The 22,982-nt window shown below is 42.5% G+C and carries 30 protein-coding genes and 1 riboswitch; of the genes, 8 read left to right on the top strand and 22 right to left on the bottom strand.

What is annotated here, in order from left to right; translation table 11 throughout:
- Positions 1–7: 7 nt before the first annotated feature.
- From papA to V6D42_RS02970, 3 genes are all read right to left on the bottom strand, one after another.
- A complete protein-coding gene (gene papA, locus V6D42_RS02980; RefSeq protein WP_229146884.1) occupies positions 8–1,069 on the bottom strand; it encodes an aminopeptidase PapA in 1,062 nt (353 codons plus the stop codon).
- Between the two features lie 2 nt (positions 1,070–1,071).
- A complete protein-coding gene (aroQ, locus tag V6D42_RS02975; protein ID WP_333512327.1) occupies positions 1,072–1,512 on the bottom strand; it encodes a type II 3-dehydroquinate dehydratase in 441 nt (146 codons plus the stop codon).
- A gap of 87 nt (positions 1,513–1,599) precedes the next feature.
- A complete protein-coding gene (locus V6D42_RS02970; RefSeq protein ID WP_229146883.1) occupies positions 1,600–2,133 on the bottom strand; it encodes a YqhR family membrane protein in 534 nt (177 codons plus the stop codon).
- 230 nt (positions 2,134–2,363) lie between these two features.
- Here V6D42_RS02970 and V6D42_RS02965 point away from each other — a divergent pair, with 230 nt between their 5' ends.
- Entirely contained in the window at positions 2,364–3,317 is a 954-nt protein-coding gene (locus tag V6D42_RS02965; RefSeq protein ID WP_229146881.1) for a DUF1385 domain-containing protein, read from the top strand.
- Positions 3,318–3,356: 39 nt separating this feature from the next.
- A complete protein-coding gene (locus V6D42_RS02960; protein ID WP_229146880.1) occupies positions 3,357–3,752 on the top strand; it encodes an SA1362 family protein in 396 nt (131 codons plus the stop codon).
- On the opposite strand, the gene V6D42_RS02955 is transcribed toward V6D42_RS02960, so the two are convergent.
- The 3 genes from V6D42_RS02955 to lipM form a co-directional block, all read right to left on the bottom strand.
- A complete protein-coding gene (locus tag V6D42_RS02955; RefSeq protein WP_010334907.1) occupies positions 3,749–4,624 on the bottom strand; it encodes a patatin-like phospholipase family protein in 876 nt (291 codons plus the stop codon). The genes V6D42_RS02960 and V6D42_RS02955 overlap by 4 nt on opposite strands.
- Before the next feature lie 126 nt (positions 4,625–4,750).
- Positions 4,751–5,179, bottom strand: a complete 429-nt coding sequence (gene mntR, locus V6D42_RS02950) for a transcriptional regulator MntR (RefSeq protein WP_010334908.1) — start codon at positions 5,177–5,179, stop codon at positions 4,751–4,753.
- A 100-nt stretch (positions 5,180–5,279) separates the two neighbouring features.
- Positions 5,280–6,116: a lipoate--protein ligase family protein gene (lipM, locus tag V6D42_RS02945; protein WP_229146878.1), complete on the bottom strand. Its 837-nt coding sequence runs from the start codon at positions 6,114–6,116 to the stop codon at positions 5,280–5,282.
- Positions 6,117–6,305: 189 nt separating this feature from the next.
- Here lipM and V6D42_RS02940 point away from each other — a divergent pair, with 189 nt between their 5' ends.
- Complete coding sequence (locus V6D42_RS02940) at positions 6,306–6,686, top strand: rhodanese-like domain-containing protein (protein ID WP_010334910.1); 381 nt, start codon at positions 6,306–6,308, stop codon at positions 6,684–6,686.
- A 33-nt stretch (positions 6,687–6,719) separates the two neighbouring features.
- Here V6D42_RS02940 and gcvPB read toward each other — a convergent pair whose 3' ends face one another.
- From gcvPB to gcvT, 3 genes are read right to left on the bottom strand one after another with little or no spacing between them, the layout of a single operon-like run.
- Positions 6,720–8,201, bottom strand: a complete 1,482-nt coding sequence (gene gcvPB / locus V6D42_RS02935; RefSeq protein WP_010334911.1) for an aminomethyl-transferring glycine dehydrogenase subunit GcvPB — start codon at positions 8,199–8,201, stop codon at positions 6,720–6,722.
- The gene (gcvPA, locus tag V6D42_RS02930; RefSeq protein ID WP_333512326.1) at positions 8,194–9,540 is read right to left on the bottom strand and encodes an aminomethyl-transferring glycine dehydrogenase subunit GcvPA; all 1,347 of its coding nucleotides are present in this window, start codon (positions 9,538–9,540) and stop codon (positions 8,194–8,196) included. Before gcvPA ends, gcvPB begins: the two co-directional genes overlap by 8 nt.
- A 27-nt stretch (positions 9,541–9,567) precedes the next feature.
- On the bottom strand, positions 9,568–10,656 hold the full coding sequence (gene gcvT / locus V6D42_RS02925) for a glycine cleavage system aminomethyltransferase GcvT (protein ID WP_333512325.1): 1,089 nt from the start codon (positions 10,654–10,656) through the stop codon (positions 9,568–9,570).
- A gap of 173 nt (positions 10,657–10,829) precedes the next feature.
- Positions 10,830–10,931, bottom strand: a riboswitch (glycine riboswitch).
- Positions 10,932–11,099: 168 nt separating this feature from the next.
- On the opposite strand from gcvT, the gene V6D42_RS02920 reads away from it, so the two are divergent.
- From V6D42_RS02920 to sinR, 4 genes are all read left to right on the top strand, one after another.
- Complete coding sequence (locus V6D42_RS02920) at positions 11,100–12,773, top strand: DEAD/DEAH box helicase (protein WP_333512324.1); 1,674 nt, start codon at positions 11,100–11,102, stop codon at positions 12,771–12,773.
- Between the two features lie 20 nt (positions 12,774–12,793).
- Positions 12,794–13,588, top strand: coding sequence for a YqhG family protein (locus V6D42_RS02915; RefSeq protein WP_333512323.1), 795 nt, complete (start codon positions 12,794–12,796; stop codon positions 13,586–13,588).
- 179 nt (positions 13,589–13,767) lie between these two features.
- Positions 13,768–13,941, top strand: a complete 174-nt coding sequence (sinI, locus tag V6D42_RS02910) for an anti-repressor SinI (protein WP_010334916.1) — start codon at positions 13,768–13,770, stop codon at positions 13,939–13,941.
- Between the two features lie 33 nt (positions 13,942–13,974).
- Positions 13,975–14,310 carry a transcriptional regulator SinR gene (sinR, locus tag V6D42_RS02905; protein WP_024715074.1) on the top strand — a complete coding sequence of 112 codons (336 nt, stop codon included), beginning with the start codon at positions 13,975–13,977 and terminating at the stop codon, positions 14,308–14,310.
- An 87-nt stretch (positions 14,311–14,397) separates the two neighbouring features.
- Here the strand turns inward: sinR and tasA are convergent, their stop codons facing one another.
- From tasA to tapA, 3 genes are all read right to left on the bottom strand, one after another.
- The gene (gene tasA, locus V6D42_RS02900) at positions 14,398–15,183 is read right to left on the bottom strand and encodes a biofilm matrix protein TasA (RefSeq protein WP_010334917.1); all 786 of its coding nucleotides are present in this window, start codon (positions 15,181–15,183) and stop codon (positions 14,398–14,400) included.
- 64 nt (positions 15,184–15,247) lie between these two features.
- Complete coding sequence (sipW, locus tag V6D42_RS02895) at positions 15,248–15,832, bottom strand: signal peptidase I SipW (RefSeq protein ID WP_333512322.1); 585 nt, start codon at positions 15,830–15,832, stop codon at positions 15,248–15,250.
- A complete protein-coding gene (tapA, locus tag V6D42_RS02890; RefSeq protein WP_333512321.1) occupies positions 15,804–16,565 on the bottom strand; it encodes an amyloid fiber anchoring/assembly protein TapA in 762 nt (253 codons plus the stop codon). Before tapA ends, sipW begins: the two co-directional genes overlap by 29 nt.
- A 276-nt stretch (positions 16,566–16,841) precedes the next feature.
- On the opposite strand from tapA, the gene V6D42_RS02885 reads away from it, so the two are divergent.
- Positions 16,842–17,165 (top strand): YqzG/YhdC family protein, encoded by a 324-nt coding sequence (locus tag V6D42_RS02885; protein WP_333512320.1) that lies wholly within the window; start codon positions 16,842–16,844, stop codon positions 17,163–17,165.
- Positions 17,166–17,207: 42 nt separating this feature from the next.
- Here the strand turns inward: V6D42_RS02885 and V6D42_RS02880 are convergent, their stop codons facing one another.
- From V6D42_RS02880 to V6D42_RS02835, 10 genes are all read right to left on the bottom strand, one after another.
- A complete protein-coding gene (locus V6D42_RS02880; RefSeq protein WP_003236949.1) occupies positions 17,208–17,387 on the bottom strand; it encodes a YqzE family protein in 180 nt (59 codons plus the stop codon).
- A 71-nt stretch (positions 17,388–17,458) separates the two neighbouring features.
- Positions 17,459–17,833 carry a competence type IV pilus minor pilin ComGG gene (gene comGG / locus V6D42_RS02875; RefSeq protein ID WP_268445890.1) on the bottom strand — a complete coding sequence of 125 codons (375 nt, stop codon included), beginning with the start codon at positions 17,831–17,833 and terminating at the stop codon, positions 17,459–17,461.
- Positions 17,834–18,241 (bottom strand): competence type IV pilus minor pilin ComGF, encoded by a 408-nt coding sequence (comGF, locus tag V6D42_RS02870; RefSeq protein ID WP_333512319.1) that lies wholly within the window; start codon positions 18,239–18,241, stop codon positions 17,834–17,836.
- A gap of 1 nt (position 18,242) precedes the next feature.
- Entirely contained in the window at positions 18,243–18,590 is a 348-nt protein-coding gene (gene comGE, locus V6D42_RS02865) for a competence type IV pilus minor pilin ComGE (RefSeq protein ID WP_333512318.1), read from the bottom strand.
- The gene (comGD, locus tag V6D42_RS02860) at positions 18,574–19,005 is read right to left on the bottom strand and encodes a competence type IV pilus minor pilin ComGD (RefSeq protein ID WP_333512317.1); all 432 of its coding nucleotides are present in this window, start codon (positions 19,003–19,005) and stop codon (positions 18,574–18,576) included. The genes comGE and comGD overlap by 17 nt, the downstream gene beginning before the upstream one ends.
- A complete protein-coding gene (comGC, locus tag V6D42_RS02855) occupies positions 18,995–19,291 on the bottom strand; it encodes a competence type IV pilus major pilin ComGC (RefSeq protein WP_333512316.1) in 297 nt (98 codons plus the stop codon). Before comGC ends, comGD begins: the two co-directional genes overlap by 11 nt.
- Before the next feature lie 13 nt (positions 19,292–19,304).
- Positions 19,305–20,342 carry a competence type IV pilus assembly protein ComGB gene (comGB, locus tag V6D42_RS02850; protein ID WP_333512315.1) on the bottom strand — a complete coding sequence of 346 codons (1,038 nt, stop codon included), beginning with the start codon at positions 20,340–20,342 and terminating at the stop codon, positions 19,305–19,307.
- Complete coding sequence (comGA, locus tag V6D42_RS02845) at positions 20,329–21,399, bottom strand: competence protein ComGA (protein ID WP_333512314.1); 1,071 nt, start codon at positions 21,397–21,399, stop codon at positions 20,329–20,331. The genes comGB and comGA overlap by 14 nt, the downstream gene beginning before the upstream one ends.
- 350 nt (positions 21,400–21,749) lie before the next feature.
- Positions 21,750–21,917, bottom strand: coding sequence for a hypothetical protein (locus V6D42_RS02840; RefSeq protein WP_333512313.1), 168 nt, complete (start codon positions 21,915–21,917; stop codon positions 21,750–21,752).
- Between the two features lie 91 nt (positions 21,918–22,008).
- Positions 22,009–22,959 (bottom strand): magnesium transporter CorA family protein, encoded by a 951-nt coding sequence (locus V6D42_RS02835; protein ID WP_333512312.1) that lies wholly within the window; start codon positions 22,957–22,959, stop codon positions 22,009–22,011.
- Between the last annotated feature and the right edge of the window lie 23 nt (positions 22,960–22,982).

Below are 22,982 nucleotides of genomic sequence, written 5' to 3'. Positions count from 1 at the left end.
ATTCCAATCACAAAATAATGAGTTCTTTTGGGGAATGGGTAATTGTCCGGTTGCCGTTTTCTGTAATTACGATGTCATCTTCAATTCGGACACCGCCAGTTTCTGGTATGTAAATGCCCGGCTCCACTGTAACCACCATGCCCGGTTCAAGGATAGCTGAAGATCTGACGGACAGCCCCGGCGACTCATGAACTTCCATGCCGAGCCCATGCCCGGTTGAATGGCCGAAGTACTCACCGTAGCCTTTTGCAGCGATATGATCCCTTGTCAGGGCGTCAGCCTCTTTGCCTGTCATGCCCGGCTTAATTTGTTCGACGCCACGTGCCTGAGCATCAAATACGACCTGATAAATTTCTTTCAATTGATCACTTGGCTGGCCTACAGCGACCGTACGGGTAATGTCAGAACAATATCCTTTATAGTAAGCGCCAAAATCCAGCGTAACAAGATCCCCGCTTTCAATCAGTTTGTCACTCGCCACCCCATGGGGAAGGCTTGACCGAAGGCCTGAGGCGACAATCATATCAAAAGAAGAGCTGTCCGCTCCTTGGTTTCTCATATAAAATTCCAATTCATTGGCAACAGCTATTTCAGAAATGCCGGGTTTCATAAACGTCAAGATATGGCTGAAAGCATCATCTGCAATCTTCGCAGCTTCCTCTAATATCTTAATCTCTTCATTAGACTTAATCAAGCGCAACTTTTCCACGGATTCAGCCACAGGCACTAATTCAGCCTCACTGATAACCGCGTTATATGACGCGTATGTACCGTAGGTCATACTGTTTTGTTCAAAACCAAGGCGTTTGATGCCGAATTTTTCAATTGTGTCGGCAGTTGTTTGAATCAGGCTGCCGCCGTGCTCGATGATTTCAAAGCCCTTTACCTGAACCTTCGCCTGCTCCGTATAACGGAAATCTGTAATAAATGCAGCCCTGTCCCCGGATATGACAGCTAAGCCCGCTGACCCTGTAAAACCGGTCATATAGCGCAAATTGATGCTGCTTGTAATCAGCATTCCGTCTATCCCCAGCTGTTCGAACAAGTTTCTTAATTTCTCAAGTTTCATCTTTATTCTCCCCCTTGCTGGCTTAATAAATAGCGAACAGCAAGCTTGTAGCCTTCAGATCCAAGGCCGACAATCTGCCCTCTCGCAACAGGAGCGATCACTGACTGATGTCTGAATTCTTCTCTGGCGTATAAGTTTGATAAATGCACCTCTACCACAGGAAGACTGATGCTTGAAACAGCATCCCTGATGGCATAGCTGTAATGGCTCAGCGCGCCCGGGTTCAAAACAATTCCATCATATTGTTCCTCAGCCTCGTGTATGGCGTCTATCAAATCGCCTTCATGATTAGACTGGAAGAAAGTAAGCTGAATATGTAAGGCTTCAGCAAATTGAAAAAGATCTGTTTCAATATCTGTCAGGGTGTGACGGCCAAATACATCCGGCTCACGCTTCCCCAGCCGATTGACATTCGGGCCGTTCAAAATCAAAAAATGAGGCACACGGCTCTCTCCTTTTCGCTAGGGTTTCTCATGTAAAAAATGTTCACTTCTCGTGAACATTTTATCATAACAGAAAAGGATAATACACTATTCTCTCTGTGTTCCCAGCGCACGTGCCAGCTTTTCCGAGTTCAGCTCATTGTATTCAAATGAAATGGAATAGCCGACAAACAGCCCGTAAAGCAGATAGATGCAAATCGTTGTAATAATCGTATCTGATTTCAATTCAGTTACGGCACGCACATCTTGGAAAATCGGGTTAAACACAAAAAACACGAGCAGCCAAAGCAGCAAGCCGTATAAAATACCAGGCCACATCGTTTTCAGGCGTTTCAAGAGAAGATAATAAAGAAACGCCCCGCCAATCGAAATGATGCCAATCACAATAATGCTGATAATCGTTCCTAAACCATGTTTTTTCCACTCTCCGAGCACGAACGGCTGCAATATCATATTGGGGCTGATTTCGGAAAAATGAAATAAGTAGGCGATATAACCGACGAAACTCCATAATACGCCTCCGCAAAAACCCGTCGCCGCTACCCTGCCGCCCATTGGCACAGGCGGTCCCTGATCCTCTTTTGTTTGTTTGTTTTGATCTGTATTTTTTTCACTTGTCATAACGGCACCTCCTTGTTAAAGTGTGCCCAAAAAATGAAATGTCAATAAAAAAGCTCACACATTTTGACAGAAGCGAGTAAAATTTGAAATTAACGGGTATACTGCATGTAGAAAAAGCTAGGCGCTGGTAAATTTTGAGCCTGTCAATCTAGAGGTTTAGCGCTGTTTCCTGTACAATAGAGTGAAAGGAAATGGTTAGCAATCCTAAAGAAATAGGCAGGTTGATGAATATGTCAAAACATAAAATCCCGCCCGCTTACGGCGGGCAGGCGGTTGTGGAAGGCGTTATGTTTGGCGGAAAACACCATTACGTTACGGCCATCAGAAGAACAGACGGAAGCATTGATTTCTTCAAGCTTCCCCGGAAACACAATCCGAAGCTGAACATGGTAAAAAAAATACCATTTATAAGAGGGATCGCAGCTATTATTGAAGCGAGCGCTAATGGCACAAAGCATTTGAATTTTTCGAGTGAGCGCTACGGACTTGATCCGTCTGAGGACGAGACGCTTAAGGAAGAAAAAAAATCCTCGGGACTGTCAATGTATCTCAGCCTCGCAGTGATCGGCGTCTTATCATTTTTGTTCAGTAAATTCGTATTTACATTGGTTCCTGTTTTCTTAGCTGAACTGACAAGACCGGTTTTTCCATCGGACACAGCGCAAATCGCAGTTGAAAGTCTGTTCAAATTGATTTTGCTGCTCGGTTATATTTATTTTTTATCCCTGACACCGCTGATTAAAAGAGTGTTTCAATATCATGGAGCCGAACATAAGGTCATAAACTGTTATGAACAGAATTTGCCAATTACTGTAGAGAACGTTCAAAATCAATCACGGCTTCATTACCGCTGCGGGTCCAGCTTTATTTTATTTACCATTATTGTCGGTATGTTTGTATACTTGCTTGTTCCGACAGATCCGCTTTGGTTGCGTGTTATAGATCGTGTCGCGCTCATACCGGTTGTACTTGGGATTTCCTTTGAAGTTCTGCAGCTGACAAATAAAGTGCGTGATATACCCGGTTTGAAATGTCTCGGATACCCGGGCCTCTGGCTTCAGCTGTTAACGACTAAAGAACCTAAGGATGACCAAGTTGAAGTTGCAATCGAAAGCTTTAACGAGCTTCTCAGACTCGAAGAAAGATCTGAACAAAAAAAGCAGCCTTCTCACAACGTCATCTAATATCCGTTGCCCTGCTATTACTTTCGGAGGTGGACAGTTATGAATCATCGTGTACAACCTATTATTGCTGTATTAATTGCGCTGGGAGCGTTCGGTTTTCTCTATGTGCTGGTAACCAATCCCGGAGAAATGGCCAAAATGGCGATAACCGTCATCCTGGCAGGTATCATTATTTATTTTATTGTGAAATATGTAATGAATCGAAATACTGGCAGTGAAGGAGCGGCTTTTAAAAAAGCGGCCAAACAATCGCAGCGTCGGCTGAAAGAACAAAAAGCAAAGCACCGCGCCGGGCATAAGGGACGGGTGAGCCACCTGCGAAGCGTTCCAAGCGCCAGCAAGCCTAAGCCGATGATTCTCAAGAAAAAAAGCCAGACGCAGCTAACTGTCATAGAAGGGAAAAAAAATAAAAAGAAAAACAGAGCACTTTTTTAATAGGTCCACTGCTTTAAAAACTGCTCTGTCCGACTTTTACCTAGCTCAATCAGGGCTAGTTTTTTTTGTTGTGTTAAATGAAATTCGGTCGCCATCACGTTGTCAACCGGAAGAAAAATGATATTTTGCTCATAGCGTGACGCGATGTGTCTTGCGTCATGCGCATCCTTCATCGTTTCAAACAGAGCGCCAAACAGTTCAAAAGCGTTTCGGATATTTTTTTTCGGCCGTTCCCTTTCATTCGGCGCTAGCGTCACCCCGATGACAGGTCGTTTTCTTTCTTTGGAAAACAGCCATATGGGAAAATTGCTTAAAACGCCCCCATCCACAACGGTGGCGATTCCTGTATCTGTTTTTAATTTTATTGGTTCAAAAAAATAGGGAATGCTGCAGCTCATTCTTACCGCTCTGGCAACCGGAAACATATCTGGATTTAACCCGTAGCGGACCAAGTCGTCTGGCAGCACGATCATTGTGCCGTTAGTCAGATCCGAAGCGATGAGACGCAAAGAGCCTTTTTTCAAATCGCCAAAAACCCGCACGCCTTTCACTCTTAAAAGGTCAGCAATCCACTTTTCTAACATGTCTCCTTTAAACAAGCCCAGACGCCAATAAATGGACACCCATTGAAGCATTTTTAAGGGGAGAAATGAGTATCGCTGGTCCAGCAGGCTCTCTCCGTCCGCTTCTTCAATCAAAGCATGAATTTCCTTACTTGAATAACCTGATGCAATAAAAGCGGCAATAACGGCGCCGGCGCTTGTGCCGGCAAGCCGTGCAAAGCGGAAGCCTTTTTCTTCAAGCGCTTCATACGCGCCGGCAAGCGCCACGCCTTTTACCCCTCCGCCAGAAAACACACCGTCAATATACATCCCATACCCTCCCCCTCCATCCGATGGTTTACTATCATTTTAAGAAAAAACGCGAAGAAATAGACCAATGAATGAAGCAGGGCGCATTTCATCAAAAAAAGGCGGCCTCCTTTGAGACCCGCCTTTTTACTGATTATGATGTTCTGTTTTCTTTTGAATTGATTTTAGCTCTTTTTTACGCGCATCGTCTTCTTCAAAATATTGAACAAGATCACCGATGCGATCAATGCTGTTCCAGCTTAAATGATGCTCAATTCCTTCAACATCGTTATATATTTTCTCTTCATCAACACCAATGATTCTTAAAAACTGCTCAAGCAATTCATGTCTGTATACTAGCCGTTTGCCTATTTTCTTTCCTTTAGACGTTAGCACGAGACCGCGATATTTTTCATAAATTAAATATTCGTCTTTATCTAGTTTTTGAACCATTTTTGTTACAGAGGAGGGATGGACTGCCAATGCTTCCGCGATATCAGAAACCCTTGCATATCCTTTTTCTTCAATCAGCATATAAATCTGTTCAATGTAATCTTCCATACTTGGTGTCGTCATCGAAACCCTCCCAAAAAGCACCTTAACTTTATAAATCATTACAAGTTTACACTAATGAACTTGAAAAAACAAGGATGCTCTGCAGGCCCAAAAGCCCTTTTTACCGCTTATAATTCCATTCATCAGAAGCATATTTTGTTTCTGCCAAGTCCTGAACAAAATCAAGTTCTTCCTGAGATAGTTCGTATGGCTCCAAGTGAATATTCAATCCTTTTTCAAATCCGGATTTAAAAGCCTTGCGTGCATCGTCCATCGTCACCGGGTGATCGGTGAGTTCATTAATCGCAACCGCTTTATTTTTAAAATTGCGCTGCATCCGCTCTCTTACTCTTTCACTCGGATACAAAAATAGATCGAATAGCTTATCCTCATCCAAATCAAGCAGAATGGATCCGTGCTGAAGGATGACGCCTTTTTGTCTCGTTTGCGCGCTTCCCGCCACCTTACGTCCCTCGACAACGAGCTCATACCAGGACGGCGCATCAAAACAAACGGATGAGCGCGGGTTCTTTAAGCTTTCTTTTTCTTTTTCGGTTCTCGGAATGGCAAAATAAGCGTCCAGACCAAGATTTCTAAAGCCTTGAAGTATGCCTTCTGAAATAACCCGATATGCCTCGGTTACAGTCGCCGGCATTTCCGGATGATCCTCAGAAACGATTACACTGTATGTCAATTCCTGATCGTGGAGCACCCCTCTTCCTCCGGTCGGGCGTCTGACAAATCCAAGATTATACTTATGTACTGCTTCAAAATTGATTTCCTTTTTAATATTTTGAAAATATCCCACAGAAAGTGTCGCCGGATTCCAGCCGTAAAAACGGATGACCGGAGGAATTTTCTTCTCACTGTGCCAATATAAAAGCGCTTCATCAAGCGCCATATTGAAAGCCGGGCTTGCATTTCCTGAATCTATAAACCGCCAAGTTTCTTTTTCCATTTTGAGACCTTCCTTACCGTTTTAATAGAATCAGTTTAACAAACTGCCGGGAAAATGAAAAATATTTTAATTCCATTATGGATGACAATCGCGCCGTGCTTTACTATAATAGTATTTGTCGAAAACGTCTCTATGCCTTGTTTAAAGAAGCAGGGTTTTGATTTTATACGTTAAAGGAGTAGAATCACATTGTCTAATATGATCGTTTTAATTATTTTTGCTGCGTTTATCGTCTATATGATTGCTTCATATGTCTATCAGCAGCGAATTATGAAAACACTTACGGAAGAAGAATTCCGTGCAGGTTACCGCAAAGCGCAGCTTATCGACGTTCGTGAACCGAATGAATTTGATGGCGGACATATTTTAGGCGCCCGTAATATCCCGCTTTCTCAGCTGAAACAGAGAAAAAATGAAATCCGTCCGGACAAGCCTGTCTATTTGTACTGCCAGAACAGTGTCCGTAGCGGACGCGCGGCACAAACCCTGCGCAAAAACGGCTGCACTGAGATTTATAATCTTAAGGGCGGCTTTAAAAAATGGGGCGGAAAAATTAAAGCCAAAAATTAAAAAAACAGCTGTCTGATATCAGACAGCTGTTTTTTAATTTACAAGTTCACTGCTTACGTTTTTCTCGTATCTGAGTACAGGCTGCCTGGCTGCTTTTGTTTCATCCATTCTTTTGACGATTGTTGTATGCGGTGCCTCCTGTACGAGCTCCGGAGTTTCCTCTGCTTCTTTCGCAATTTGGATCATAGCATCAATAAACGCATCCAGCGTTTCCTTGGATTCTGTCTCTGTCGGCTCAATCATGATGCATTCCTCAACATTAAGCGGGAAATAAATCGTAGGCGGATGATACCCAAAATCGAGCAGCCGTTTTGCAATATCCAGCGTGCGTACCCCAAGCTTTTTCTGGCGTTTCCCTGACAATACAAATTCGTGCTTACAATGGCGGTCAAACGGCAGATCGTAATAAGGGGCAAGCTTTCTCATCATATAGTTGGCGTTCAGCACCGCGTTTTCAGTAACGGCTTTTAACCCGTCTGGGCCCATAGAACGAATATACGTATACGCTCTGACATTGATGCCAAAGTTGCCGTAGTAAGGCTTAACGCGCCCGATCGCATGAGGGCGGTCATAATCAAAAGTAAACCGGCCTTCTTTTTTGATTAAAACGGGTTTTGGCAGATAAGGAATCAGATCTTCTTTTACCCCAACCGGCCCTGAACCCGGACCGCCTCCGCCGTGAGGCCCTGTGAAGGTTTTATGCAAATTAAGATGCACCACATCAAATCCCATATCACCGGGTCTCGCTTTACTTAACACGGCATTTAAATTAGCGCCGTCATAATACAGCTTTCCTCCGGCTTGGTGAACGATTTCTGCCATCTCAGTGATCTGCTCCTCAAATAATCCGAGTGTATTCGGATTCGTCAGCATAAGAGCTGCCGTTTCTTCATTCACCGCTCTTTTTAAATCCTCTAAATCAACAAGTCCGTTTTCATTCGATTTCACCGTAACCGTTTCAAAACCGGCAACTGTTGCAGAAGCAGGATTTGTCCCATGAGCTGAATCGGGGACAATGACCTTTGTCCGTTTCATATCTCCGCGCGCCTCATGATAAGCGCGGATCATCATCAGTCCCGTCCATTCACCATGCGCACCCGCCGCGGGCTGAAGCGTGACCTCATCCATTCCCGTAATTTCTTCGAGATGCTTGCTTAAGTCATATAAAAGCTCCAAAGCGCCTTGCACTGTGTCTTCGTCCTGAAGAGGATGAATCGCGGCAAAACCGGGAATCCGCGCGATTTTTTCATTTAATTTCGGATTGTATTTCATTGTACAGGAACCGAGCGGATAAAAGCCCGAATCAACCCCGTGGTTCCGTCTGGACAATGCTGTGTAATGCCGCATAATATCCAGCTCAGAAACCTCCGGCAGCTCTGCGTCCTCATCACGGATATAGCTGTCTGACAAGAGGTCCTCCACTTCCATTTCCGGTACGTCAAGCTCCGGCAGACTGTAGCCGACACGGCCTTCTCTTGAAAGCTCAAAAATAAGTGCCTGATCCTGATTATTCATGGCGATCCCCCAATTCCTGAATGAGTGCGTCAATTTCTTCTTTTGTTCTCAGCTCTGTTACGGCAATAAGCATATGGCGGTCAAGCTCCGGATACGTCAGACCCAAATCGTAGCCGCCGATGATCCCATTTGTCAGCAATCTTTGGTTTACCGATTTCAAAGGTTCATCAAGTTTGATGACGAATTCGTTAAACATCGGCCCATCAAACATCACAGTGAGCCCCGCTTTTTTCGCTTCTTGCTTAGCATAATTGGCTTTTAAGAGATTTTGGCGGGCGATTTCTTTTACGCCGTTTTTCCCGAGAGCCGTCATGGCGACGGAAGCAGCCAGTGCGTTTAATGCTTGGTTCGAGCAGATGTTTGAGGTCGCCTTATCCCTGCGAATATGCTGCTCTCTGGCTTGCAAGGTAAGCACAAAACCTCTTTTTCCGTTTTCATCCTCCGTTTGTCCAACGAGGCGGCCCGGCACCTTTCTCATTAATTTTTTCGTAACGGCAAAAAATCCGCAATGGGGTCCGCCGTATGCTGAGGGAATCCCGAATGGCTGTGCGTCGCCAACCACAATATCAGCCTGAAAAGCGCCCGGCGGGGTCAGAAGTCCCAATGCAAGCGGATTGGCTGAGACAATAAACATGGATTTCCCCTGATGAGCGATCGGCTCAATATCCTTCAACGGCTCAACCCGCCCAAAAAAGTTTGGGTACTGCACAATGACTGCTGACGTATCGTCACAAACAGTTTCACGTAAAGCATCAAGATCAGTCACTCCATTTGCAGCAGGGACTTCAACAACTTCAATATATTGTCCTTTTGCATAGGTTTTCAGCACTTCTCTCGATTCGGGGTGCACGGTTGTGGACACCACGATTTTTTTCTTTTTCGTATGTCCGGAGGCAAGCATCGCAGCTTCCGCCAAGGCTGTTCCGCCATCATACATAGAAGAGTTGCTGATATCCATTCCTGTTAATTCACAAATCATCGTTTGAAACTCGAAAATTGCCTGAAGCTCCCCTTGAGAAATTTCCGGCTGATATGGCGTATATGCTGTATAAAACTCAGACCTTGAAATGACATGATCCACAATAATCGGCTGATAATGATCATATACACCGGCGCCTAAGAAAGATGCGTATTGAACGGTATCACAGTTTTTAGACGCCAGCTTTGTCAGTTCTTTTGTTAATTCCGTTTCTGATTTTGCCTTTTTGATTTGATACTCTTTTTTAAACCTGACGTCCTCGGGTATATCAGCGAATAAATCATCGATTGTGTTTGCGCCGATGGCATCAAGCATTTCCTGTTTATCCTTTTCTGTCGCGGGCAAATAGCGGTGCTTCATGTTTTGACCCCTCTCCAAAGAAAAATTTTAGCGTTTATAAAAAGGTGTTTTAACAACCTTTGCTTTTACTAATTTTTTGCGAATCTCCACTTCTACAACAGTTCCGATCTCACTCGCTTCAGCATCCACCAAGGCAAGGCCGACGTTTTTCCCCAATGTCGGTGACTGGGTGCCTGTGGTTACCTTCCCGACGGACTTGCCGCTTTGAAACACTTCATATCCGTGTCTCGGTATTCCTTTTTCAATCATTTCAAGACCCACGAGCTTTCGTTTCGCTCCATTTTCTTTCTGTTCACTCAATACAGACTTACCGAAAAAATCAGACTCTTTTTTGTGTTTTACGGCAAAGCCTATACCTGCTTCAACCGGCGTGATGTCCCGAGTCAGCTCCTGGCCATAGAGCGGGAGCTTCGCTTCAAATCTGAGTGTATCACGTGCGCCTAGCCCGCATGGCACAAGCCCGTGTTCTTCACCTGCTTCAATGATTTGTTTCCAAATTCGGACAGCGTCCTCAGCGCGGCAGTAAATTTCAAACCCATCTTCACCCGTATAGCCGGTGCGCGAAATGAGTGCTTTGCAGCCGCTGATATCAGCTTCATCAATAAATGCAAATGGTTTTAGAGCAGACACATCTGCAGCTGTCATATGTTTCAAGATTGTTTCTGCTTTCGGACCCTGCACGGCCAGAAGCGCGATCTGATCTGACAAATTGTCAATCTGGACATCTCCTGCTGCGTGTTCTTTGAGCCAAGCAAGATCTTTATCTATATTAGAAGCATTTATGACAAGCAAATAGCGGTTTTCAGATATTTGATAGATGAGTAAATCATCAACGGTGCCGCCATCCGGGTAGCACATGGCGGTATATTGCGCACGGCCGGTTTTTAACGCGGATACATCATTTGTCATCAGCTTTTGTAAAAAAGACAGACTGTCATTCCCCTTGATTTCGACTTCACCCATATGAGATACATCAAACAGCCCGGCTGCTGTTCGGACAGCCTCGTGCTCTTTTTTGATAGAAGAAAATTGAACGGGAAGCTCCCAGCCTCCGAAATCAATCGTCTTCCCTCCATATTCCTTATACAATTCAAATAACGGCGTTCTTTTCAGCATCAAATTCCTCCCCTTTTTCAACGGCGCAGCTAAAAATACATACAAAAAAGGACAGAGAAACACCTCATATTAAATGAAGGTTCTCTGTCCTGGCACCTGAAAGTTTACTTTGCAATAGCAAAGACGTCCCCTTTGGTGGCTTGCGCATTTCACACAAACACTCTCCAGAGTTGCGTCGAGCAAGAGTTCTTTTGCCTGAGAGATTCACTCCGCAGCTTGCTCCTTCGGCGCCTGTATCCCGGTTTTCTCGGTCAGGTCTCTCCCCTTGCTGTCATTCGCTCATATTTTCATGCTGTTATGGACATACTATAGCAATATCTTACATCAAATACATACTCATATCCTACCATCATCACTATATGCGGGGCAACAGCAATTTGGGCGGATTTTTCTTATATTGTACATTTTAAAAATTGAAGAATATGAAAGGCGGTTTCACAGCAATGAATGCAGAAATAACATATGATACAAAATGGCCTGAAGAATTTGCCGATAGACTGAATAACGACGGTCCGTGGTCAAACTGGGAGCTGTACAAGCTTTCATCAGAAATTCAGGAAACATTGGCGATTCCTGAATTTGAAGGCTTGCGGGCCCCATTATATCTCCCTTCCTTTACGCCGCTTCCCCATCAGCTTGAGGTTGCGCAGAAGGTCGTTGAAAAAATGAACGGAAAAGCGATTTTAGCAGATGAAGTGGGGCTCGGCAAAACTGTTGAGGCTGGACTGATTCTAAAAGAATATATGATTCGCGGGTTAGCCAAAAAAATTCTGATCCTTGTGCCAGCTTCTCTTGTCTCGCAGTGGGTGAATGAGCTTCAGGAAAAATTTTTGATCCCGGCTGTTGAGCAAAAGAAAAGCTATGTGTGGGAGCAGTGCGATATCGTCGTGTCCTCCATCGATACTGCAAAGCGCTCGCCCCACCGGGAAATTGTGCTGTCAATCCCATATGATCTCGTCATTATTGATGAGGCCCATAAGCTGAAAAATAGCAAAACAAAGAACTATGAATTTGTCCGGAATCTTGTAAAAAAATACTGCCTGCTGCTGACCGCGACGCCAATCCAAAACCGTGTTGAAGAAATTTTCAATTTGGTTTCCTTATTAAAGCCTGGTCATTTAGGCAATCAGAATCACTTTCAAGAAATGTTTTCTAAAAAGAAATCCAGCTTAGAAGCGCATGATCATTTAAAAGACCTAGTGAATAAAGTCATGATTCGCAACAGGCGGCATGACACCGGGCTGAATTGGAAGCAGCGCCGCGTCGAAACAGTGCCGATTGAATTTTCTCCATCAGAGCAGGCACTTTATGATGAAATTTCCCGTCTGAGAGAAAGCATTAACAAACCGGCCAGCATGTTCTCCATTATGACACTCCAAAGAGAATGCTGTTCAAGCAGGGAAGCTGTGTACATGACACTGAAAAAAATGCTCGACCAAAAAGAAAAACAGGCACCAGCCATTGATGAACACACCATTTCTATATTAATGGACCGCATCAATCAAGTGACGCAAAATTCGAAAGCCAATCAAGTCGTTGATCTAATTAAAAAGATAGACGATAAAGTCATTATTTTTACAGAATACCGTGCCACTCAAATTTATCTGCAGTGGTTTCTTCAGCAACACGGCATCAGCTCTGTGCCGTTCAGAGGCGGATTTAAACGCGGAAAAAAAGACTGGATGAAGGATCTTTTCCGCGGGAAGATTCAAGTGCTGATTGCAACTGAAGCAGGCGGCGAAGGGATCAACCTGCAGTTTTGCAATCACATGATTAACTATGATCTGCCATGGAATCCGATGCGGCTTGAACAAAGAATCGGAAGAATCCACAGGCTCGGGCAGGAGCGTGATGTTCATATTTATAACATGGCTACCAAACATACAGTGGAAGAGCATATTTTAAAGCTATTATATGAAAAAATTCATTTATTTGAAAAAGTGGTCGGCGAGCTTGATGACATTTTAACAAAAATTCAAGTCAACAATTTTGAAGAGCACCTGCATGATATTTTGTACCATTCGGCAACCGAAGAAGAAATGAAAATTAAAATGGACAACTTAACCTCATTTTTGTCATATAAAAAACAGCAGCCCGTTGAAAAAAGAGGATCTTAGCCGAAAAGGAGGTTTTACAAGTGAGACAGCAAGAGGTTCATCAATTTCTGCTTCGTTTTTTCCAGGCAAACAGCTGTCCGATTATCGACCAAGGCCCCGGTTACATGACGGTGCAGCTTACCGTTGAAATGGACAAACAGATCATGAATCGGCCTTTTTACTGGCACTGGCGCGAGAAGACCGGCGGCGACCCGAATCCGATGAAAATAACGTTCATTACAGATAAAGAGTCTGCTCCAAAAGACCTAGAGGGCGAATTTATTTATTTCGGGGCGCCACGTCTATTTCAAATATTTAAAGCTGTTAAACAAAATGGGAGATTTACCAGAATGTATGAGAAAATTGAATCAGCCGGAGCGAAAATTCCGCTTCAGCCTTGGCTTGGTATAAATGTCATGATTTCATACCAGTCCGACATGAAAAAGGATAAGCTATTGTCACTAGGTCTTCACCTTGTCTCTGGAACCATGATTGAAGATTTTCAAAGCAAGCTCATACAGCTTTCATTGACATCACAAATATGTGACTATTGTTTCACCATATCGCCTATGATTAAACCTGAAAGCGGTCTTAAGCGGATGGAGAGCTATATTACCCAGGCCGCTATGCAAGAACCGTCAGACTGGGCAGAGCAGGCGGTAAACAGGTGGCAAAACGATATGAAATTGCTTGATCAGTTTTATGAGCATACAGAAGAAAAACCAGAAGAGTACCACCTTGAAAAACAGGCGTTAAAAGCCTTGTATCAACCAAAGATATCAGTTCAGATCGAGAATGGCGGATTATTTTTTCTACAAAATAATATTTCGAGCTAACTTTTTTCAGATTCGACATCGTTCTCGTTTTTTTTGGAAAAATGCTATTATAATAAAGGTATATTGGAAAAAAATTCTGGCTATTCAATTGGCAAATGACTTCCAGAGACCACAGAAGGCGTACATCATGGCCGGACTGGCTGAAATACATAAACAAGTATTTTAGGAGGAGAAACTGCATGAAAAATGCAAAACAAGAGCACTTCGAATTGGATCAAGAATGGGTTGAATTAATGATGGAAGCCAGAGAAGCAAATATCAGCCCTGAGGAAATACGCAAATATTTACTTTTAAACAAAAAGTCTGCTTATCCTGGTCCGGCAGCCAGAAGTCATACCGTAAATCCTTTCTGAATGTGCTATAATATCACAAGGAAGGTGATGACATTGATTGGCCAGCGTATTAAACAATACCGTAAAGAAAAAGGCTACTCACTATCAGAACTAGCAGAAAAAGCTGGGGTAGCGAAGTCTTATTTAAGCTCAATAGAACGAAATCTACAAACGAACCCCTCCATTCAATTTCTCGAAAAAGTCTCCGCTGTTCTGGACGTCTCGGTTCATACTTTGCTCGATGAAAAACATGAAACCGAATACGATGGTCAATTAGATAGTGAATGGGAGAAATTGGTTCGCGATGCAATGACATCTGGGGTATCGAAAAAACAATTTCGTGAATTTTTAGATTATCAAAAATGGAAAAAATCTCAAAAAGAGGAGTAGTGTCTGAGCAGAGGCACTTACTCCTCTTTTGTCAATGAACATAAGGAATGGCTCAGTACGCATGTACTGAGCCACCTCTTTTTTCTATTAATGTTTATCCTCGCTATGCGCTTTTTCATTTTCTTTAATGTAACCGTCTTTATCAGTGTGTTCCTTTTTGATTGTCAAGCCATTCCACTGTGTAGCTTCGAATGAGAATTGAAGCTGTAAAGAGTTGCCTTGATATTTATTTTGAACCATTTGTCCCTTTTCATCTTTTGTTTTATCGTCTTTAAATTGAATTTCCATTTTAACCTGGTCAAAATCGGTTGGTGTTTTTGGAACACCATCATATTCAGGAGCGGTTTTACCGTCAATTGTCGCTATATTGACTTTTCCGCTAGCGTTTAAGAATTTAGGATCAATTTGTTTTTTAATTTTTTCAGTTGCCGTAGCATCATGCTTAGAGGACATTAAATATAAGTCTTTGAGGTTGGCATCATCCAAAATGATGTTTTTCGGATAGCCGTTGCCTCCCTCTTTGCCGACTGTCAATAATGTAACCTCAAACTGGCTTAGAAAATCTTCTGGAGATGTATTACTTCCGCCGTTCGCTTTAAATTCCCCATAATTCAGGGCCATTAATACCTCTTTGATCGCAAGTGAGCCGTTATTTTCAAATTGGAAATCTTTCGTCAATTTGTCTCCTGGCTTTAGATTTGATAAGTTGACACTTGCTGAATTTTCTTTAGCTGCTAAGTCAAGCGTACCAGATGCAAAAGTAGCATCTGTTGATTTAATATCGTTAAATGCTGCCCATGTTCCTCCTCCTACTAATGCTAATCCTAGTGCTGCTGATGCAACTCCTAAACTTAATTTCTTTTTCATACCCATGGCAAACTCCCCTTTTATTGAATGATTATATTATCGAAACCTGTTGCCAGGTTTACAACTGATGTTAAGTGGACATCGTATTGTCCTTTGTCTCTGTTTCCAAGACCTTCGTCTTTCTTTCAATCTCTCTGATCGCACTGCTGATTGTCACAAAGGAGTAGATCAGTAGCATAACGCCTGGAACAATCAGTAAAATAGCAGTGCCGATCGGCTGACTGGCAAAATGAAGCATGTAGCCGGCATAAGGAAGCTGAAAACCTGTATATTGCGCGCGGACATTCTCATCCGACACAGGCGCAGAATCCGCTGCAGCATTATTATCCCCTTTTGTTTGGAATAACAAATGATCGCCTTGCTTTGTAATATCAATAATTCTATGGGTTACCGCAGTGTCTGCATCCTGCATAAATGTGATTACGTCGCCCTTTTGGAGCTTTTTTACATCTGTGATTTCTTTCACGAGAATTAATGAGCCCGTTTTAAATTCAGGGTCCATTGAGCCAGACAGTACTGATTTCAGCGTGTATCCGAATACTGCCGGCTCTCCCCCGGATGAACGTGTTGATATCACAACAAGCGTTAACACAATAATCAGAGTAAAGATGATAACGTAAAGGATATTACTGATCAGCTTTAATGCTTTTTTCATCCTCTTCCCCGCTTTCCTTCTGAACTGGTTGATGTTCTTTGTCTTCAGTTACGTCTTTGTCAGCTGTTTTTTCTTTATCTGTTTCTTCTTTTCTGTCACTTTCTGCTTGATTGTGCTGAGTTTTCGCAGCTTGCTGACTTTCCTTTTTCGGTACTGTCGGTTTTTCGTCACACTTCGCAATTGTCATTGGTTCCGACCACTCAGACCTGCTGCCGTCCGCCGGATAGCCGGCCGGTTTATATACTTTAAACGCATAAATGCCGGGTTTCACTTTTTTCTTTGTTTCAATTTTGTAAAGTGATTCGCCTATTTGGTTGGAAACGTATCCTTTATCTATTACGTTCCCGTCTTTTAGCGGTTTGCTGGTGTTTGCCAGTTTATGAAGCTCCCACTTCCATTTCGATTTCTTAAGTTTCTCGCCTCTGTTTTCCAGCTCGGCAAATAGACTGACAGGTGAACAGACAGTACCTTTTGTATCTGTTTGATTCACCACGTGCAAATCACTTTGGTCCCACCGCTTATCATAATGACAGTTTTTATCTGTATGTTGAAAGTGCTCACACGTTTGAAGCGAAACATCCAAGTTTTCAATATCATGAAAAGCAGCGCTTGTATCTCCGTTAAATTGTAAGCATATCGCGGCTGTCAGACTGAATATGGCTGAAAGCTGAAAAACAAGCAGCAATCTCAGTTTCGTCTTAGCCTTATGCTGATTGCGGAACAATCGAAACATACCTTACCTCCTGTAAAACACTGTAACTAGATGTGACAATCGTTCTCTTTTAAGAACCGCACAAATTGAGTATAATCAACGAATGACGGATTGAAAAACACCAAAATCCGCCATTTCGTTCGTTTAAGAGAATGTTTTCATCATATTGCATAGCCTTACTTAATATTGCTCACCTTTTTAAGTTTTTTCAATTTTTTGGGATTGTTATGTGAGAAATTAAACGCATATCAGGCTAACATTTGGCAATAATAAACAACAAAGAAAGGGTGACGGCTTATGATCAAACAATGTGTGATTTGTCTGTCTCTTCTAGGTTTCAGCACCGCTGCCGTTCAAGCAGAAGAAGGGCCGCTTGTAACCGCCCGCCACATGTCAAAATGGGAAGAGCTTGCTGTAAAAGAAGCAAAAAAAAGGTACCCGCTCGCACAGGTACTGGTTAAACAAAAAGTTTGGGACCGCAAAAGAAAAGATGAAGCTGTGAAGCAATATCATTTAACCCTGAGAGAAGGCTCAAAGGAATTCGGCGTGTTTGTCACGATTTCATTCGATCCTTATAGTCAAAAGGTGAATAAAATTGCAATTTTAGAAGAATATCAATAAGGTCCTCCATGTGAAGGACCTTGTTCGTTATATTGGCACAATTTATTTTTTTCTTTTCAGCCATAGCCTAAAACCATAAGGTAAAATACCAAACCAATGCTGAGAAGCTGGCGTTTTTGTTTCTTTCCGAACCTCTTTTCGTTCTTTTCGCTCATCTTTCGGAGTGTCTATATATTTTACAAATTGCTGAGTCATATATTTGACATAATCATTCGTTTTCACGTGATCACCTCATCATTCAGTTATTATGAAGTGTTGGCTCACACGACTTTTTTTATACACATCCCCCTGGTTTATTCTGTCCAGCTCAGCAGTTTTTTCTGATTTTGATCGAACAGCAGCTGGGCGCTTTTTTCTGTTCCCGACTCTGTGATGGCTTTAAGGGTGATTTCTTGCTGTTCTTTTATGGTTGTTTCGCGAATGTCATAAGAAACCTGTCCATATGGAAGCTGCTGTGAACCCTTTTGGCCTTGTCTGTGCTCAAGAATGTGCCTGATGGATAGAAGCGCACCATTTTGCAGCAGATTTTCTCCTGTGTAATATTCTTTTGTTTCCTTCTCAAACATATGGCGTGAAACAAATTGAGAGGCGGTGAAATTCACAACCAGCAGCACAAGGGCAAATGTAAAAAGAACGGCTGGATAGATAAACCCTTTTGAGCAGTGCATTCACCCACCACCTAATGACGTATATACCAGAACAGCGGTGTGATACTCTTTATCATTCTCACTCTTGACTTTCAGCCAAAGCATCCCTTTTCTAACCTCTGCTTTCATTGTTTTAATATGGCCAAGCATCGGAACATGCCCTTTCCCGTCTACTCTTTTCCTGATCATTGAATGGTAGGTTTCAAAACGGACCTCTTGCCCAGACAGATTTCTGCAGATTAAGGCGCTGCCATGCTCAGCTGTCTGCACAGTCTGCGACTGCTTGCACTCATTCATAATCTGCTCTACCGAAATGATCCATTCTCGCTGCATGAAGCCCTCATTCTCCTGTTGACGTGCCAAAAATAAATGAAAGAACATCGCTAACGATCCTGATATGAGCAAATAGGCAGAAAGCGAAAATAGCACATTAAGAAGCGTATAGCCAGTCTGTCCGCAAAATGCTGAGACAAAATGGCTTGTCTTTATAGGCGTCTGATGAGATACATACGTTTTGATATTCTCCCTCCTCCTCCCATGTCATCGAGTATTTGTTATTGTTCATTGAAACAGTTTGTGATGAATTTCCTGCCCCTGTCAGCATATATTGGCCTATGCTTTCATTAACAATCTGATAGCCAATTTCTCTGGAGTCCGCCATATGTTCATTAACTATCAGCTTATCCCACAACGGCACTATTGTCAGAAGCATAAACAGCCATATGCTGAGGGCAGACATTGTTTCAATTGTAGAAAAGCCTTTATTTTTTCTCCACATTGACTCTTCCGCTCCCTAAATAAACTGTTATATCATAGGCAGCATGCCCTTTTATACGTATTTTTCCGCCTATATTCGGGTGCCCTTTCTCATTAAATTCCAATCGGTCTTTTAATGTCAGTGTCTCTGCTAAAAGACCATTATCATAAATACGGTCTATAACAGTGTCACCTATGATTACTTGATATTTTTTCTCTCGAAAAAGAATTTTTGTTCTTTGATGATTGGAAATTGCAGTCTGCTGCGCAAGTAAAATATCGTTTTTCAGCTGTGATACTGTCTGCCGTAAAGCTGTATTTTCATAAACAGGAGGAAGCGTGGTAAACACCGCAATCAGCATAATAGAGGCGAGACTTAAAACAAGCAGGCTTTCTAAAAGGGTGAAGCCGGCTTCTCCTTTTAATTTAATGTTCAACCTTAACCTCCCCGCCGGTAATGATAATTTGCTTTCCATTTGGACAAACCGCATCCTTTTTCACATAGCCTTCTGACTGTAAATCGCCGAGGCTTGGTGTCTTCCCGTCATGATCGAGTTCATATGCTGTTACCTGCGCCTTTATCATGTTTTGCAGGCCTTCACAGCCTTTTTTCTGAATGGTTTGATTATGTTTTGTTACATTCGGTATGGTGATCAATAGCAAAATAGAAATAATAAAGAGCACGATTAGCATCTCAACAAGTGTAAACCCTTTCTCATTCATCAGCCTCTTCCTTTCACATTTGATTCATCATCTGATACATAGGCAGGAGCATCGATAAATACACAATTAAAATCATTGCTGCCACAAATCCGTAAATAATGGGCTGAAGAATGCCTGTCCATTTTTGTGACTTGTCCTCAAGCCGTTGCAATATAAACTGACTGTATGTGAAGAGTTCCCGATCCAAGCGCCCGCTTAGCTGGCCATGAGATATTACTTTTGAAAAATCACTTTCGTAAAAAGGCCGTTTGTATAAAGCAGTTTCAATGGTTTCACCGGCTTTTAACCGTTCAATCATTTGTTCAGCTTCGTGGCGGTAGAAAGGGAGAAACGTTTGATGGCTAAATGCTTTCAAACTGTCATAAATAGAAAGTCCTGATGCCAGAAGACTGCTCAGCTGTAAAGAAAAAAAGTAGCTGTTAAACAGCCTGACCAGCTTTCCAAACAAAGGAATGCTTACGAAAATGTGCATTTGGTGGTCAGGGGATTTTTTCTTAAACACAAACCAATAATAAAGACCTATCCCTGCGGCCAAAAAGGCCATTAATATGAAGACGGCATCAAGGTGCTGAAAAAACGCAAAAATGATGTTTGTTGTGCGTGAGGTTTCTACATTCATCGATTGATATATACCGGAAAACTGAGGGATGATGATGTTTTGCAGCATATAGAGCATGACACCAACGGTAAAGATGAGAAAAAGAGGATATCGCAGCACCCTTTTTATCTGTTCTGCCTGCGCTGCTTTTCGTTCCAGCAGCTCCCCGCTCTGAATCATGGAAGCTGGCAATTCTCCATGTGTTTCAGCAAAATAACAAATACCAATAGCTTCCTTATGAAATGACAAGCTCTTTAATACATGGTAAAACGATTCTCCTTCTCTGAGCCGTCTTATTGCGGCAGCCAAGTCCGCCAGCTGCCTTTTATTCATTTGCAGCTGCATCAGGCGCAATCCGTCTAAAAGACTGTATCCGCCCGCTGTCATTTCACCCAGCCTTTTCAGTAAATAGGCTTGATCCTTTAACGGCCAAACTTTTCTAATCCGTTTCATGATAAACCCACCGGTCATAGTTATTTGTCGTTAAATAGCCGAGCGCAATCCCTTTTCTTATAATTTGACGCAGCGTTTGATATTGGTAATTTGCATTGTCCCCTTTCGCTTCCTGAATACACTGCTGAAGGTTTTTCCCGTATAGCAGCTCGTATACGCTTGCTCTCCTTACGTTTCGTGACAGTCGGCAATACACTGAAGAACATCCGTTTTCACAATACGGGCAAGCCAAATCAACTAAACGCTGAGCCGCTATCGCAATAACCGTTTGCTCGATTTCATTCATATTAATGCCAAATTCAAGAAGCCTGTAAATCGCGCCCTTGGCATCTCTCGTATGAAGGCTCGTCAGCACTAAATGACCAGTCATCGCTGCCCGCACCGCGATTTGGGCTGTTTCAGCATCTCTAATCTCACCTAAAATGATCATATCGGGGTCATGGCGCAAAATAGCCTTCAGCCCTGTGGAATATGTGACACCGGCTTTTTCATTCACCTGCACCTGAAGAACATCTTCATCCCTCGTTTCCACTGGATCTTCAAGTGTGACAATGTTTCGATTAAAATGTTTTTTTGCATATTGGATCAGAGAATATAACGTTGTTGTTTTCCCAGAGCCTGTTGGTCCGGTAAAAATCAGCATGCCGTGGGAGTGTTTTAAAAATGAAAGCAAGGTGGCTCCTGTCTGTGGGAATAAAGACAGTCTGTCAATCGAAGGGATATTATACTGAGGCATCACTCTGATAACGAGGCTTTCTTCGTTAATTGTCGGGAGCGTTGACATCCTTAAGTGAACGTCACCCTCTTTTAATTTTAGAGTAAGCGATCCACTTTGCGGCTTTCTTCTCTCCCCAATGTCCATAGCTGAGAGAAACTTAAAATGAGAAATGAGCCTTACACACTCTTCTTTTTTCATGTTTCGCTTTTTCAGCAACGCGTTGTCAACCCGAAAATGGATGATCGCGTCCCGTTCCCTAGGCACAATGTGAATGTCAGAGGCCTTCGTCTTATATGCCTCTTCAATTAAGGTTCTACTTATGTTTTCTATCGTATCCAATTTGATTCCCTCTCCTTTCAAAGCGTATTGTAGAAAAAGAAGACATGGTAATCAAACAAAGAAAATATGATTTTCTGATCTATTTACAACCTAAAAAAGTCATTTACTCCTGTAAAAATTGAAAGTCAGCTTTATGTATCACATGATTTTCGATTTTAATAAGGATATGAAAAGAGATTAATGGACAGATGTACGCAGTCCGGCTCTGGCTTCTAACGAGGGAATGATAAAATCGGAGTTTGACACTAACTAAAAACGGCGATCAGTTTATCGTATACAAAATAAAAAGGAAGAGGCAGCTGCCTCTTCCCGACTGTTTGTTATGCTGATTTAGAAATGTCACTTAATGCTTAGGCTTTCTGGTCTGTGTATTTCTTAACGGAAGGATTACCTAACGCAATACCCGTTAAACCTTCATTTTCAAGAATCGGTAAACGGCGGATTTGATGCTCTGCCATAAGCTGACTCGCTCCAGCGTCAGGCCTATCCGGATGACCGGCAACGATTTCTGTGCCCATGATGTCACTAGCTTGGCGCTTCTATTTGATCTTCAGCTAAGCTTGTGATGACAAAGTCCCGATTAGATGATTCCACAAATTAGAATAGCATCTACTGCCTGTGCCTTTTTCGTGAATTTTTTCTCTTCCTTTCTTGCAGCATATCTCCCGTCCAGCCTTTTTTCTTCAGATACAGGTAAATCAGAATTGTTGAACTGAAAATTAAAAATAGAGAAAAAAGATATCCGTATTTCCAATTCAGCTCCGGCATCACCGAAAAGTTCATTCCCCAAAGGGCGCCAAGTGCTGTAATCGGCGTAAAAAGCGTCGTGAAAATAGTAAGGGCTTTTACGATTTCATTTCCCCTATGAGAAGTAATGACCTCTTCTGAATGCAAAAGGTTGTTAAGCTCCCCCTCAAATTCACTGATGTATGTGAAACCTCTGTCAATTTTCAGATGCGTGCGCTGATAATCCTTTTTCCCTTCATTTTGAGGCAAGAAGGTTTCTTTTAACGCCATCTCAAGTTTTTTGGCGCTTAAGATCAAGTTTTTCCAAATCATCAGCTCATGGCGCAGTAAATGAACACGGTTTAAAATACTTTTGCTGTTGTCATCCTTGATTTGCCACCTAAGCTCTCTCAATCTCACTTCAAATTTGTCGACACCGATTAAATAAGCATTCATTAATTCCTCTAGAAGTATTAAGAACCCCTCTATGGCATTGTCCGCTCTTTTCATTTGCTGGACAACTTGTTTTCCCTTAATCCCTTCTAATATAGAGAAATCAAAATTGATGGTGAAAAAATATTGCCGTGTGATATAAAAGTGAAATACGGTGTGATCCTGTTCTTCGTTCAGCCCTTGATCATATACGATCGAGCCGAATACCGCTTCATTCTCCGCTTCTGTTGTATCCACGCGCAAAAAGTTAATATGATGATTATTTTCAAACCATTTTTCACATTGCGGCCAATGAGAGTAATGGATCAGATCTCTTGCCTTATCTCTTTCCTGAGGCCCCATTTGGTACCAAAACCAATCTTCACCTGTATGTACCTTCATGTTACGCTCCTCCAGACTTTTAT

Source organism: Bacillus sp. 0909A, from assembly GCF_036765115.1.
GTDB lineage: Bacteria > Bacillota > Bacilli > Bacillales > Bacillaceae > Bacillus > Bacillus mojavensis.
This window is presented reverse-complemented; position numbering and strand designations above follow the sequence as displayed.